Origin of the sequence: Burkholderia sp. Bp8992 (assembly GCF_003853705.1) — a bacterium.
Taxonomy (GTDB): Bacteria; Pseudomonadota; Gammaproteobacteria; order Burkholderiales; family Burkholderiaceae; genus Burkholderia.
The window spans coordinates 1-12,985 of sequence record NZ_QTQI01000042.1; the positions used below are offsets into that span (position 1 = coordinate 1).

General features: G+C 68.2%; 12 protein-coding genes. 6 read left to right on the forward strand and 6 right to left on the reverse strand.

Features of this window, described 5'->3' with window-relative positions; all coding sequences use genetic code 11:
* Window positions 1-91: 91 nt before the first annotated feature.
* From DIE03_RS35575 to DIE03_RS35595, 5 genes are all read left to right on the forward strand, one after another.
* Window positions 92-1,078, forward strand: coding sequence for an ABC transporter permease subunit (locus DIE03_RS35575; protein WP_124456774.1), 987 nt, complete (start codon window positions 92-94; stop codon window positions 1,076-1,078).
* On the forward strand, window positions 1,075-1,914 hold the full coding sequence (locus DIE03_RS35580) for an ABC transporter permease subunit (RefSeq protein ID WP_124456775.1): 840 nt from the start codon (window positions 1,075-1,077) through the stop codon (window positions 1,912-1,914). Before DIE03_RS35575 ends, DIE03_RS35580 begins: the two co-directional genes overlap by 4 nt.
* Before the next feature lie 116 nt (window positions 1,915-2,030).
* Window positions 2,031-3,623, forward strand: a complete 1,593-nt coding sequence (locus tag DIE03_RS35585) for a DUF3138 family protein (RefSeq protein ID WP_124456776.1) — start codon at window positions 2,031-2,033, stop codon at window positions 3,621-3,623.
* A 98-nt stretch (window positions 3,624-3,721) separates the two neighbouring features.
* Entirely contained in the window at window positions 3,722-5,026 is a 1,305-nt protein-coding gene (locus DIE03_RS35590) for an FAD-binding oxidoreductase (RefSeq protein ID WP_124456777.1), read from the forward strand.
* 25 nt (window positions 5,027-5,051) lie between these two features.
* Complete coding sequence (locus tag DIE03_RS35595; RefSeq protein WP_124456778.1) at window positions 5,052-6,353, forward strand: FAD-binding oxidoreductase; 1,302 nt, start codon at window positions 5,052-5,054, stop codon at window positions 6,351-6,353.
* A 76-nt stretch (window positions 6,354-6,429) separates the two neighbouring features.
* On the opposite strand, the gene gor is transcribed toward DIE03_RS35595, so the two are convergent.
* From gor to DIE03_RS35625, 6 genes are all read right to left on the reverse strand, one after another.
* Entirely contained in the window at window positions 6,430-7,785 is a 1,356-nt protein-coding gene (gor, locus tag DIE03_RS35600) for a glutathione-disulfide reductase (RefSeq protein WP_124456779.1), read from the reverse strand.
* Window positions 7,786-8,029: 244 nt separating this feature from the next.
* On the reverse strand, window positions 8,030-8,254 hold the full coding sequence (locus DIE03_RS35605) for a hypothetical protein (protein ID WP_124456780.1): 225 nt from the start codon (window positions 8,252-8,254) through the stop codon (window positions 8,030-8,032).
* A 376-nt stretch (window positions 8,255-8,630) separates the two neighbouring features.
* Window positions 8,631-9,752 (reverse strand): porin, encoded by a 1,122-nt coding sequence (locus DIE03_RS35610; protein WP_124456781.1) that lies wholly within the window; start codon window positions 9,750-9,752, stop codon window positions 8,631-8,633.
* A 316-nt stretch (window positions 9,753-10,068) separates the two neighbouring features.
* Window positions 10,069-10,767, reverse strand: coding sequence for a YoaK family protein (locus DIE03_RS35615; protein ID WP_124456782.1), 699 nt, complete (start codon window positions 10,765-10,767; stop codon window positions 10,069-10,071).
* 58 nt (window positions 10,768-10,825) lie between these two features.
* Complete coding sequence (locus DIE03_RS35620; protein ID WP_089495784.1) at window positions 10,826-11,353, reverse strand: chromate transporter; 528 nt, start codon at window positions 11,351-11,353, stop codon at window positions 10,826-10,828.
* Window positions 11,350-11,976: a chromate transporter gene (locus DIE03_RS35625; protein ID WP_124456783.1), complete on the reverse strand. Its 627-nt coding sequence runs from the start codon at window positions 11,974-11,976 to the stop codon at window positions 11,350-11,352. Before DIE03_RS35625 ends, DIE03_RS35620 begins: the two co-directional genes overlap by 4 nt.
* A gap of 96 nt (window positions 11,977-12,072) precedes the next feature.
* Here DIE03_RS35625 and DIE03_RS35630 point away from each other — a divergent pair, with 96 nt between their 5' ends.
* Complete coding sequence (locus DIE03_RS35630; protein ID WP_124456784.1) at window positions 12,073-12,957, forward strand: transcriptional regulator GcvA; 885 nt, start codon at window positions 12,073-12,075, stop codon at window positions 12,955-12,957.
* Window positions 12,958-12,985: the final 28 nt, after the last annotated feature.

Below are 12,985 nucleotides of genomic sequence, written 5' to 3' on the forward strand. Positions count from 1 at the left end.
ATGAACGACAACGCACCGGCGTGGAACGACGACGTGTTCGTGTCGTGGTCGCCGGCCAGCGGCGTCGTGCTGACGCAATGAGGGCGACGCGATGAGAACCTCTGCTTCCACGCCCTCCACGCCGGTGTCGACCGGCGCCGCGAGCGCCGGCGCCGGCCGCGCCCGCCCGGGCCGCTTCGCCGCGCTGTCGCGCTTCTTGCCGTCGGGCCGCAGCGTCGCGATCGGCGTGCCGTTCCTGTGGCTCGCGGTGTTCTTCGCGCTGCCGTTCGTGCTGGTGCTGAAGATCAGCTTCGCCGACCAGGTGATGGGCATCCCGCCGTACACGTCGCTCGTCGAGTTCAAGGACGGCGTCGTGCACTTCGCGCTGCAGCTGTCGCACTATGCGTTCCTGCTGCAGGACGACCTGTATGTCGCGACCTACCTCAGCTCGCTGAAGATGGCCGCCGTGTCGACCGTGCTGTGCCTGCTGATCGGTTATCCGATGGCGTACTACATCGCGCGCTCGGAGCCGAACCGCCGCAACGTGCTGATGATGGCCGTGATGCTGCCGTTCTGGACCTCGTTCCTGATCCGCGTGTACGCATGGATCGGCATCCTGAAGGACGACGGCCTGCTGAACCACACGCTGATCGCGCTCGGCATCATCCACACGCCGCTGCGGCTCTATCACAGCGACGCGGGCGTCTACATCGGGATGGTCTATTCGTACCTGCCGTTCATGGTGATGCCGCTGTACGCGCACCTCGTGAAGATGGACCTGACGCTGCTCGAAGCCGCGTACGACCTGGGCGCGAAGCCGTGGGTCGCGTTCACGCGCATCACGCTGCCGCTGTCGAAGAACGGGATCATCGCCGGCAGCCTGCTGGTGTTCATTCCGGCGGTGGGCGAGTACGTGATTCCGGAGCTGCTCGGCGGCGCCGACACGCTGATGATCGGCCGCGTGATGTGGGATGAGTTCTTCAACAACATGGACTGGCCGATGGCGTCGGCGGTGACGGTCGCGATGGTGCTGCTGTTGCTGGTGCCGATGGCGCTGTTCCAGTACTACCAGGTCAAGGAACTGGAGGAAGCGAAATGATCAAGCCGAGCAAACCGCTGTCGACGGGCGTCCTCGCCTTCGGCTTCCTGTTCCTGTACATCCCGATCATCAGTCTCGTCGTGTACTCGTTCAACGAGTCGAAGCTGGTGACGGTGTGGTCGGGCTTCTCGCTGAAGTGGTACGCGGCGCTGCTGGAGGACGACGAGCTGCTGACGGCCGCGTGGCTGTCGCTGAAGATCGGCCTCTTGACGGCGACCGCGTCGGTCGTGATCGGCACGTGGGCGGGCTTCGTGCTCGCGCGCTTCGGCCGCTTCAAGGGCTTCACGCTGTACACGGGGATGATCAACGCGCCGCTGGTGATTCCGGAAGTGATCCAGGGCATCTCGCTGCTGCTGCTGTTCGTGGCGCTGGAGCAGATGTTCGGCTGGCCGAAGGGGCGCGGGATGGTGACGATCTGGATCGGTCACGTGATGTTGTGCGTGTCGTACGTGGCGATCATCGTGCAGTCGCGCGTGAAGGAGATGAACAAGTCGCTGGAGGAGGCTGCGCTGGATCTGGGCGCGACGCCGCTGAAGGTGTTCTTCGTGGTGACGCTGCCGCTGATCTCGCAGGCGCTGCTGTCGGGGTGGCTGCTGTCATTCACGCTGTCGATCGACGACCTGGTGCTGTCGGCGTTCCTGTCGGGGCCGGGCTCGACGACGCTGCCGCTGGTGGTGTTCTCGCGCGTGCGGCTGGGGCTGAACCCGGAGATGAATGCGCTGGCGACGCTGTTCATCACGGCCGTGACGATCGGCGTGATCGTGGTGAACCGGATGATGATCGCTCGCGAGCGGCGCCGGATGGCCGACCTGAAGGCGGCGTTCGCGATGGCGTGACGCCCCGTTTCCCGCTTCAAGGATAACAAGCACTGCAGACAAGCAAGGCGCGCTGCCCCAGGGGGGGCGCGCGATTCGATCCCGATTTGACAGGCGCACGACAAGGAGAATCCGCAATGAAGAAGAAACTGATCTGCCTGCTGGTGGCCGGCGCGTTGCCGGGCATCGCGCTGGCCGGCTCGACATCCGCCGAGATCAAGGCGCTGCAGGCGCAGGTCGCGGCGCTGCAGAAACAGATGAAGGCGATGCAGGCGCAGCTCGCCGCGAAGCCGGGTGGCGGCGCGGTCGCGACGGCCGGCGCGAGCGCGGGTGCGGGTACGGCCGGCGGCGGCAAGGCCGTCGCCGTGGCGGCCGATCCGGGCTCGCCGGATTACGGCAAGGCGCAGGCCGCGCTGACCAACGACGAGGTCAGCGAAATGAAGCAGCAGATCGCGAACCAGCAGCTGAAGGTCGACTCGCTGACCGACGCGGCCAACACCGGCCCGCTGGCCGGCCTGTCGGTCACCGGCTACATCGATCCGACCTACATCTACAACCGTGCGGCCGGCACGTCGTCGTTCCTGTTCGCGAACCACGAGAACGCGTACAACTACTTCAACAGCACGTTCGGCGATCTCTACCTCGACATCAAGAAGACGTTCGGCGTCGGCCCGATGGCGCCGTCGGCCGAGATCACGCTGATGCCGAACCGCGGCAACGGCATCACGTTGCTGCAGAACTCGCGCGGCTCGATCACCGACAACCTGCTGAACACGGCGGTCATCAACGTGCCGATCACCGCCGAGACGACGCTGGTCGCCGGCTTGATCCCGAGCTTCGGCGGCTACGAGGTGCAGCAGTCGAACCAGATGCTCACGCTCACGCACAACCTGCTGTACGATTTCTCCGATCCGGGCAGCTACGTCGGCGTCGGCGCGAACTACACGAAGGGCAACTGGGCGTGGAAGTTCTTCCTCGGCAACGAGCAGTACCGCACGTACGGTTCGGTCACGACGACGGGCACCAATGCGCTCGGCGACCCGATCACCACCAGCAACAAGGTGCCGACCTTCACCGCGCGCGCGGACTACACGTGGTCGAGCGCGCTTGACCTCGGCGGCTCGTTCAACATCGGCCGCCAGACGTTGGCGAGCGCGATCGATTCGAACGGTGTCGTCCACTACGGCCCGGGTGGCGCGGCACCGAGCGGCTACGGTTCGTTCTTCTTCGGCGAACTCGACGCGACCTACACGCTCGCCGATATTCAGTACAACGCGGAAGTCGACTACGGCCGGCAGCAGCATGCGGCGTTCAACGGCGGCCTCGCGCAGTGGTACGGCCTGTCGCTGCTCGCGCACCGCAAGTTCAACGCGCCGGTGGTCGGCCGCATGGGCGTGACGCTGCGCTACGACCTGCTCGCCAACTCGAAGAACGGCGGCGGCGGTGGCGGCATCGCGCTGAACGGCAACGGGATGGATCCGAGCAACGGCTTTGGCGTCGACGCAGACTGCCTCGCGCAGTCGAAGGCCGGCGGCGGCCTGGGCTTCGAGTGCAAGGGCGCGGTACGCCAGGATGTCGCGCTCGACCTGCTGTTCTATCCGACCCAGCAGATCACTGTGAAGGTCGAATACCGGCACGACTGGGCGAACAACAAGGTGTTCCTGCGCAACGACGGTTCGTACGGCAAGTCCAACGACCTGCTCGCCACGCAGTTCATCTATTCGTTCTGACGCAGCACACGCGGGACGCCGTGCCGCGCGCACGGCGTCCCGCGCCGTTTTCAGGGTGGCTGCGTGCGGGTTGCAGCCGTTTTGAGGGAGTCGTTTTCATGACGCAGTCTTTCACCCGCCGCGCCGATGCGCTCGCGCGCGACTCGTACTACGAAGCAACCGTCACGCGGCCCGTGGTCGACGACCCCGTGCTCGACGACGCGATCGATGTCGACGTCTGCGTGATCGGTGCCGGCTTCGCGGGCCTGTCGACGGCGCTCGACTGCCGTGCGCGCGGGCTGTCCGTCGCCGTGATCGATGCGCACCGGCCCGGCTGGGGCGCGTCGGGCCGCAACGGCGGCCAGGCGATCACGGGCTTCGCGAAGGACGAGGTGATCGAGCAACAGCTCGGCGCCGACGGCGCGCGTGCCGCGTGGTCGCTGTCGCTCGACGGCGTCGCGCTGATCGCCGAACGCATCGCGCGCTACGGGATCGACTGCGACTTCACGCGCGGCTACCTGACCGTCGCGACCAAACCGCGCCGCATCGACGACCTGCGCGCGTGGATGGCGGCCGCGACGTCGCGCTGGGGCCATCCGTCGCTCACCTGGCTCGACACCGGCGAAATCCACGCACGCATTGCGTCGACACGCTATCTGGCCGGCGTGCACGACCCGCTGTCGGGCCACCTGCATCCGCTCAAGTACTGCCTCGGTCTCGCCGAGGCCGCACGCCGCGAAGGCGTCGCGCTGCATGCGCATACGCCGGCGCTCGACGTCGTGCGCGGTGCGCGCCCCGTCGTGCGCACGCCGTCGGGCGAGGTGCGCTGCCGCTACGTCGTGTCGTGCTGCAACGCGGGGCCCGGCGGCATCCTGCCGGCCGCGACCGCCGCGCGCATCGCGCCGATCGCGTCGTACATCATCGCGACCGAGCCGCTCGGCCAGGCGCGCGCCGACGCGCTGATCGCGAAGCGCGAAGCCGTGTGCGACAACAATTTCTTCCTCGACTATTTCCGGCTGTCGGCCGACCACCGGATGCTGTTCGGCGGCCGCGCGAACTCGGCCGGCGCATCGCCCGCCACGCTCGCCGAAACGATCCGCCAGCGCATGGTCAGCGTGTTCCCGCAACTCGGCGACGTGCGCGTCGACCACGCGTGGGGCGGCTTCGTCGACGTCACGCGCAACCGCGCGCCGGACTTCGGCGCACTCGATCCCAACTTCTTCTACGTCCAGGGCTTCAGCGGGCACGGCGTCGCGCTCACCGGCATTGCCGGACGCTCGATCGCCGGTGCGATCGCGGGCGACACGCGCGCATTCGGCCTGTTCGCGCGTCTGCGTCACCGGCGCTTTCCCGGCGGCGACGCATGGCGGCAACCCGCGCTCGAACTCGGGATGCTGTACCACCGCGTGCGCGAGCTGTTCTGAGCCCACTTCCTTCGTTATCCAGACCATGCAGACATTCGCCAACCAGCCGCACGTCGCGTCCTACTACGCGGCGACCGCCAACGATACGACCCGCCACGCGCCGCTCGCCGGCACGGTCGACGCCGACGTATGCGTGATCGGCGCGGGCCTCACGGGCCTGTCCGCCGCGCTCAACCTCGCCGAGCGCGGCCATTCGGTAACCGTGCTCGAAGCGTCGCGGGTCGGATGGGCGGCGAGCGGCCGCAACGGCGGCCAGCTGATCGGCGGCTTCGCGTGCGACATCGACACGTTCGCGCAATTCATGCCCGAAGGCGACGTGAAGCGCATCTGGGACATGGGGCTCGAAACGCTGTCGCTCGTGAAATCGCGCATCGCACGGCACGACATCGACTGCGCGCTGGTGCCCGGCTACCTGACTGCCGCGAACACCGAGCGCGACGCCGATTCGCTGAAGCGCTGGCGCGACGAAGCCGCGAAGCGCTTCGGCTACGACCGCTTCCACTTCGTCGAAGCCGACGAACTCGGCGACTACGTGCAGTCGGTCCGCTATTGCGGCGGGCTGTACGACCCCGACAGCGGCCACCTGCATCCGCTCAACTACACGCTCGGCCTCGCGCGCGCGGCGACCGACGCAGGCGTGCGCATCCACGAGGACAGCTGCGTGACGCGCGTGCGCGACGTCGCCGGCGGCCACGTCGTCGAGACGAGCGGCGGCAACGTGCGCGCGCGCTTCGTCGTGCTGGCGTGCAACACCTTCGTCGGCACGCTCGCACCCGCGCTGTCGAAGAAGATCATGCCGGTCGGCACCTACGTGATCGCGACCGAGCCGCTCGGCGAAGCGCGTGCCGCCGCGCTGATGCCCGCGCGCGCGGCGATCTGCGACAGCCGCTTCGTGCTCGACTATTTCCGGCCGGCGCCCGACACGCGGCTCGTGTGGGGCGGCAAGGTCAGCTATTCGACGCGCGAGCCGCGCGACCTCGCCGCGGCGATGCGGGCGGACATGCTGAAGACGTTCCCGCAGCTCGCGGACGTGAAGGTCGACTACGCTTGGGGCGGCTTCGTCGACATCACGATGAACCGCGCGCCGCACTTCGGCCGCATCGCGCCGACGCTGTACTTCGCGCAGGGGTTTTCTGGGCACGGCGTGAACACGACCGCGCTCGCGGGCAAGCTGATCGCCGAAGCGATCAATGGACAGGCGAGCCGCTTCGACCTGTTCGAGAAGATCCGGCATCGCGATTTCCCCGGCGGCGAAGCGCTGCGCACGCCGGCGCTGGTGCTCGCGATGAGCTGGTACCGGATGCTCGACGCGTTCGGCGTGCATTGAGCGGCGGACATGCCAGCGAGGAACGGCCGCGACAAAACGCGGCCGCCCCTTCCCGCCCGCGCGCATGCCGCGCCCGCTAGTCGGCCACCTTCTGCCGCATCGTCACGAATTCCTCGGCCGCGGTCGGATGGATGCCGATCGTGTCGTCGAACTGCGCCTTCGTCGCGCCCGCCCGAATCGCGATCGCGATGCCCTGGATGATCTCGCCCGCGTCGCGGCCGACCATGTGCGCGCCGACCACGCGCTGGCTGTCGCGCGCGACGACGAGCTTCATCATCGTGCGCTCGTCGCGGCCCGACAGCGTATGACGCAGCGCCTTGAACGACGTGCGATAGATATCGACCTCGCCGTGCGCGTGACGCGCATCGGCTTCGGTCAGGCCGACCGTCGCGACCTCGGGCTGGCTGAACACGGCCGACGGCACGTACGCGTGATCGGCCGCGACACGCGAGCCGCCGAACAGCGTGCGCGCGAGCAGCCCGCCGTCGCGCGTCGCGACCGGCGTGAGCTGCGGCCGCGACGTGACGTCGCCGATCGCATGGATCGACGGCACCGACGTCGCCGAATAGGCATCGACGGCGATCGCACCGCGTGCGTCGAGCAGCACGCCCGCCTGCTCGAGCCCGAGCCCGTCGACGTTCGGCACGCGGCCGGTCGCATAGAGCACCTGGTCGTACGGCCCGTGCCGCGCATCGCCGACCCGCACGCTCAGCGTGCCGTCGTCCGCGCGCTCGATCGACTCGACCACCGTACGCGCGTGGATCGCGACGCCCTGCTTCGTCATCTCGTCGGTCAGGAACTGGCGCACGTCGTCGTCGAAGCCGCGCAGGATCTTCTCGCCGCGATAGAACAGGTCGACGTGGCTGCCGAAGCCGTTGAAGATGCCCGCGAACTCGACCGCGATATAGCCGCCCCCGACCACCGCGATGCGCTTGGGGCATGTCGCGAGCGACAGCGCCTCGCGCGACGTGATCGCGTGCTCGATGCCGGGCCGCGCCGGCATCGACGGGCGCGAGCCGGTCGCGATCGCGATGTGGCGCGCACGTATCGTGCGGCCGCCGATCGCGACGGCATGCGCATCGACGAGCGTCGCGCGGCCGGCGTGCATGTCGACGCCCGATTGCCGCAGCAGGTTGATGTAGATGTCGCTGAGCCGGTTGATCTCGCGATCCTTCGCGGCGATCAGCGCGGACCAGTCGAGCGTGCCCGCGCCGAAGGTCCAGCCGAAGCCCTTCGCGTCCTCGACTTCATGCGGGTAGTGCGATGCGTAGACGAGCAGTTTCTTCGGGATGCAGCCGCGCAGCACGCAGGTGCCGCCGATCTGCTCCTCTTCCGCGATGCCGACGCGTGCGCCGTATGACGCGGACATCCGCGCGAGCCTCACGCCACCGGAGCCGGCGCCGATGACGAACAGGTCGTAGTCGAAATCCATCGCATTCCCTCATCGCAGTTCGGATGACGGCACGATAGCAAGATTCGGCGATTCGTGCGGCGCACGGTGCGACCCGGCGCGCGCCCAATAAAAAACGGCGAGAGACGTGGCCTCTCGCCGGTCAAACCGACTGCCGGGTGTGTCATGCGTCACCGATCGACCGCATGCCCGACCCGCCGGCTGCGCGGCACCGGTCCGCCCGGGCGCGCGAAGGGCGCGCCCGCGGCCGGACCAGCCGCCATGCTCAGGCCTGCGACGTGTCGCCGCCGTCCGTCGCCTGCGTGTCGTCTGCTGCTTGCTCGTCGTCCTTCTTCTTCTCGAGCATGCCTTCGATCGCTTCGGCGCCCTTGAAACCGGCGACGGCCGCGGCCGCCTTGGTCAGCAGGCCCGCATCCGGATCCAGCTTTTCCGCGCCTTCGACGGCTGCCACGGCGCCAGCGATTTCACCCACGGTGTTCAGGATACCCATCGTCATCCCCTTTCAAGAAAATCGTGAGCGCATCGTCCCACGAAAAAAAACCGGCAGACCGCGATTGTCATCACCGGATACACAAGTTACGCACCTGGCCGGCCGCGCTCGCCGAGCACCACCGGAACGACGCACGCGCGAGCCTCTCGGCACGCAACGGGCGATGCACGCAGCGTAGCGGAAAGCGCTCGCGCGTACTGTAAAAGTATGTTCTGGAATGCCGACGGATCGCTTACGGCGCGGGACTTCCGCAATGGAGCGATTGCCGAATAGTCGGGCACGCGTATGAACGTCGCGTGTCGAAAAAAAAGAGGCGCCTCGCGGAGCCTCTTCGATGCGCGCCGGGCGAATGCCGGCGCATGCGTTCCGACGTTCGTCAGAAGATATTGCGCAGGCCGATCGCGATGCCGGTCTGGTTGTTGCGCCCCGGCAGCTCGACGTTCGCCGCGCCGGTCGTCTTGTTGAAGTCGACGGTGCCGTAGACTTCCGTGCGCTTGCTCAGCGCGTACTCGGCGATGCCGACGACCGCGTAGCGGTTGCCGCTCGCGAGCGTGCCGTTCTCGGTCATCGCATTGCGCATGTGGTCGTAGTAGAACGCGCCCGTCAGCGTCAGCGGCGCGCTGACCTGCCAGCTCACGCCCGCGAACGGACCGTCGTCGATCCGGCCGGTGCCCTTCGCGACCGGAATCGTCTTCTGCGCGAGCAGGCTGTCGACGAAGCCGGTGTCATCCTTCGAGCGCAGGTAGCCCGCGTAGATCTTCGCCTTGCTGAACGCATACACGACGTTCGCGTGGTAGATCGTCTGCTTGCGTGCCGAGTTGTCGCTGTTCTGCTGCGCGCCGGCCGCGATGCTGAGCGGGCCCATCACGTACGACAGCGACACGCCCCACGCATTGCCCTTGCCGAGCGAGCCCGGAATCTGGCCCGAGAAGCCGCCGGCGCCGGTCGATTCGTAGTTGGTGCCGGTCGAGTACATCGCCTTCGCGGTCAGGCCTTCGAACTTGCCCGTGTACTTGATCTGGTTGTCCGCATACAGGCCGCCGCCGAGTGCGACCGGCAGCCACGCGTTTTCGAGGTAGTTGCCGACCGTCAGCGGATCGTAGGTATCCGACAGCAGGTCGAACAGCGGCGTCTTCTGGCGGCCGAGGGTCACCGTGCCGTACGGGCTCTGCAGGCCGACGTACGCTGCACGGTTGAACAGGCGGCCGCTGTCGGCGAATGCGCCGTTCTGCAGGTTCACGCCGCTTTCGAGGTTGAACACGGCCTTCAGGCCGCCGCCGAGATCTTCCGTGCCGTAGATGCCGAAGCGGCTGTTCGTGATCGCGCCGTTGGTCATCGACAGCAGGCCGTCGTTCTTGGCGTTGGCGTTGGTCAGGTAACGGATGCTGGCGTCGGCGACGCCCCAGAGCGTGACCGAGCTTTGTGCGGCCGCGTACTGGCTGGCAAATGCGAGCGCGGCGCCCCCTGCGATGGCTGCGAGTCGAGTGGTCTGCTTCATGAGCTTTCCTGTTTGTAGGTGTCTCCGTTCATGGCCGGCCGCGTGCGCAGCCGGGTGGCGATCGCTCACGTTCTTGGCGCGCGCGATGTGGGCTGAATCATATGACGAGTGCGATCGCTGAAAGAAATTGAAATGTGCGGTAACGGCGGAACTGTCGCCCGCGCACAACGTTGCGCATGGGACGCTTGTCCGGCGGACGGCGGGCGCCGCGCAGCAGCAACCGGCCGCGCGGCTTGCGGTGCGTCGGGGCGGTCAGGATCGCGCGGCAGGCGCCGCGGAACGGACGGGCGCACGGGAACGCCCGCCGGATGCGCGGTCACGCCGCCGCCGGCCCGCCGTCGGCCGCATGCCGGCGCCACGCGCGCCGCACGATTTCCGCGAAGGCGCCGACGAGCAGCAGCACCGCGCCCCACAGCGCGATGTCCGGCACGAGCCGCGTCACGAGTCCGCCGACCACCGCGCCGGCCAGGAAGCAGAAGCTGATCGTCGCGAGCAGAGCCGAGTCGTGCAGCGCGCCCGCGTCGTAGCGCGGGATCAGCCCGACGAACAGCTTCTGCGCGGCGCGCCGCAGGTTGCCGGTCGTCATCACCGACGTGTACGACAATTCCTCGAGATGGGTGAACGACAGCGTCTGCAGCGTCGCGACGAACGAGATGCCCGGAATCAGCCACGCGCTCGACGCGCCGACGAGGCCGCTCGCGGCGATGCCGAGAAACGCGATCTCGACGATCAGGCTCGCGAACGCCGTGTGCCGCATCCAGCCGCGCTGCGCGGCGAGGCCGAGCAGGTGCGCGACGAACACCGCGAGCACGAAGCCGACGAGCGGCGGCACGTGATGCAGCGCGGCGGCCCAGTCGCCGGCCGACACGTTGATGCCGAGCAGTGCGACGTTGCCGGTCATCGTGTTCGCGAATACGTGGCCGTGGCCGACGTACGTGTATGCGTCGAGATAGCCGCCGGACAGCGTCAGCAACGCGGCGACGGTGAGATTGCGGCTGGCGCCGTCGAGATCCATCGATCCTCCCGTGAAAAGTCGCGCCAGTATCGCGCACGGGCGGGCGGTTGTGCGTCGCTCACTGCCCGATACCCGTGAGCCCGATCAGCGCGCCGCCGGCGAGCAGCCACAGCGGATGGATGCGCGTGCGCCACGCGAGCACCGCACACGCGGCCGTGATGCCCCACTGGATCGCCGTGCGGTTCGACGCCTCGGAGATCAGCACCGCGCTTGCCGCGACCAGCCCGGCCGTGACGGGCATCATCCCCTGCTGCACGTAGCGGCGCCACGGCCGGTCGCGAAAACGCTCCCACGCATGCAGCGCGAGCACGGTGACGATCGACGACGGCCCGAACTTCGCGAGCGATGCGACCAGCAGCCCGGACCAGCCGGCCACGTGCCAGCCGACCAGCGACACGATCATCATGTTCGGCCCGGGCGCCGCCTGGGCCAGCGCGAACAGCGCGGTGAACTCGTGTGCGCTCATCCAGTGATGCACGTCGACGACCTGCCGCTGCATCTCCGGCAGGATCGTGTTGCCGCCGCCGAAGGCGAGCAGCGACAGCTGGCTGAAGATCGTCGCGATGGCGATCAGCGTGTCGGTCATGAGCGGTCTCCCGGCCGGGTGTCGCGCGCGGCGGCCCGCGCCGACTGCGGCTTGCCCGCGTCGCGGCGGCGTGACGCGAGCCACACGCTGACGGGGGTCAGCACGAGCATCGTGGTCAGCAGCGGAATGCGCAGCACCGCGATCGCGACGAACGCGAGCGCCGCGATGCCGGCCGCCGCCGGTGCGTGCCGCAGCGGCTTCGCGACCTTCACGGCCATCGCGACGAGCAGCCCGGCGGCCGCGGCGGCAAGCCCCGCGAACAGGTGCTGCACGTGCGGATCGTTCTGCGTCTTCGCGTACAGCACGCCGAGCGCGACGACGACGAGCGTCGGGCCCGCGATCAGCCCGAGAATGCCGGCGAACGCGCCGGCCACGCCGCGAAAGCGCATGCCGACGGCGACCGACAGGTTGATCACGTTGCCGCCCGGCAGGAACTGGCACAGGCCGAGCAGATCGGTGAATTCGTCGGCGGAGAGCCACTTGCGCTCGTCGACGATCGTGCGCCGCGCGAACGGCAGCGCGCCGCCGAACGACATCAGGCCGAGCGACAGGAAACCGGTGAACAGCTCGGCGAGGCCGACGCTGCGGGGCGTCGCGGCAGACGGCGGGGAAACGGATTGCATGGTGCTCCTCACTAAACGGTGAACCGAGGTTACCGCCGTTCCGGATCGTGGCAAAACGATTTTATCGGCACGCCCTTGTGATCTAGAATCACAAGCATGGCACGCGATCTCCCGCCCTTTTCCGCGCTTCGGGCCTTTGAAGCCGCGGCACGACATGAAAGCTTCAGCGCCGCCGGCGATGAGCTGCATGTGACTCATGGTGCCATCAGCCGGCAGATCGCCGCGTTCGAGGCATGGCTCGGCAAGCCGGTGTTCCACCGCTACGGCAAGCGCGTGAAGCTCACCGACGAAGGCCGCCGCTACCTGGACACCGTGCGCGCGGCGTTCGACAGCATCGCGCATGCGACCGAGCAGCTGCGCAACACCGGCGCGGCGCGCGTGCTGCGCATCAACGCACTGCCGACCTTCGCGATGAAATGGCTGCTGCCGCGCCTGTCGCGGTTCCAGCGCGACGTGCCGAACGTCGAGCTGAAGCTGTCGACGTCGAATGCGCCGCTCGACATGCTGAACGGTTTCGACGTCGCGATCCGCCGCGGCCCCGGCCACTGGCCGAACTGCACGAGCGGCCATTTCCTCGACGAAAGCGTGATCCCGGTCTGCAGCCCCGCGCTGCTCAAGCGCGCGCCGATCACCCGCGCGGACGATCTCGCGCGGCACGTGCTGCTGCATTCGGATACGCGGCCGGAAGGCTGGCGCGACTGGTTCGCGGCGGCCGGCGTGGCGATGAAGGGGCGCAAGCGGCAGTCGTTCGACCACTTCTACCTGGCATTGCAGGCGGCCGTCGACGGGCTCGGCGTCGCACTCGGCCCGCTGCCGCTGATCGACGACGAGCTCGCGAGCGGCCGGCTCGTGATGCCGCTCGACGGGCCGCGCATCGCGACGCGCAGCTACTGGTGGATCGCGCCGGGCGCGCCGGCCGACGATCCGCTCGTCGCGCAGTTCTGCGCGTGGCTGCAGGCGCAGTCGAATACCGGCGCGTGAGGGCGCGCCGGCGGGCGGCATTGCACCG

Coding starts and splice junctions, on each gene's coding strand:
- DIE03_RS35575 (WP_124456774.1), top strand. CDS start 92: ATGAGAACCTCTGCTTCCACGCCCTCCACGCCGGTGTCGACCGGCGCC.
- DIE03_RS35580 (WP_124456775.1), top strand. CDS start 1,075: ATGATCAAGCCGAGCAAACCGCTGTCGACGGGCGTCCTCGCCTTCGGC.
- DIE03_RS35585 (WP_124456776.1), top strand. CDS start 2,031: ATGAAGAAGAAACTGATCTGCCTGCTGGTGGCCGGCGCGTTGCCGGGC.
- DIE03_RS35590 (WP_124456777.1), top strand. CDS start 3,722: ATGACGCAGTCTTTCACCCGCCGCGCCGATGCGCTCGCGCGCGACTCG.
- DIE03_RS35595 (WP_124456778.1), top strand. CDS start 5,052: ATGCAGACATTCGCCAACCAGCCGCACGTCGCGTCCTACTACGCGGCG.
- gor (WP_124456779.1), bottom strand. CDS start 7,785: ATGGATTTCGACTACGACCTGTTCGTCATCGGCGCCGGCTCCGGTGGC.
- DIE03_RS35605 (WP_124456780.1), bottom strand. CDS start 8,254: ATGGGTATCCTGAACACCGTGGGTGAAATCGCTGGCGCCGTGGCAGCC.
- DIE03_RS35610 (WP_124456781.1), bottom strand. CDS start 9,752: ATGAAGCAGACCACTCGACTCGCAGCCATCGCAGGGGGCGCCGCGCTC.
- DIE03_RS35615 (WP_124456782.1), bottom strand. CDS start 10,767: ATGGATCTCGACGGCGCCAGCCGCAATCTCACCGTCGCCGCGTTGCTG.
- DIE03_RS35620 (WP_089495784.1), bottom strand. CDS start 11,353: ATGACCGACACGCTGATCGCCATCGCGACGATCTTCAGCCAGCTGTCG.
- DIE03_RS35625 (WP_124456783.1), bottom strand. CDS start 11,976: ATGCAATCCGTTTCCCCGCCGTCTGCCGCGACGCCCCGCAGCGTCGGC.
- DIE03_RS35630 (WP_124456784.1), top strand. CDS start 12,073: ATGGCACGCGATCTCCCGCCCTTTTCCGCGCTTCGGGCCTTTGAAGCC.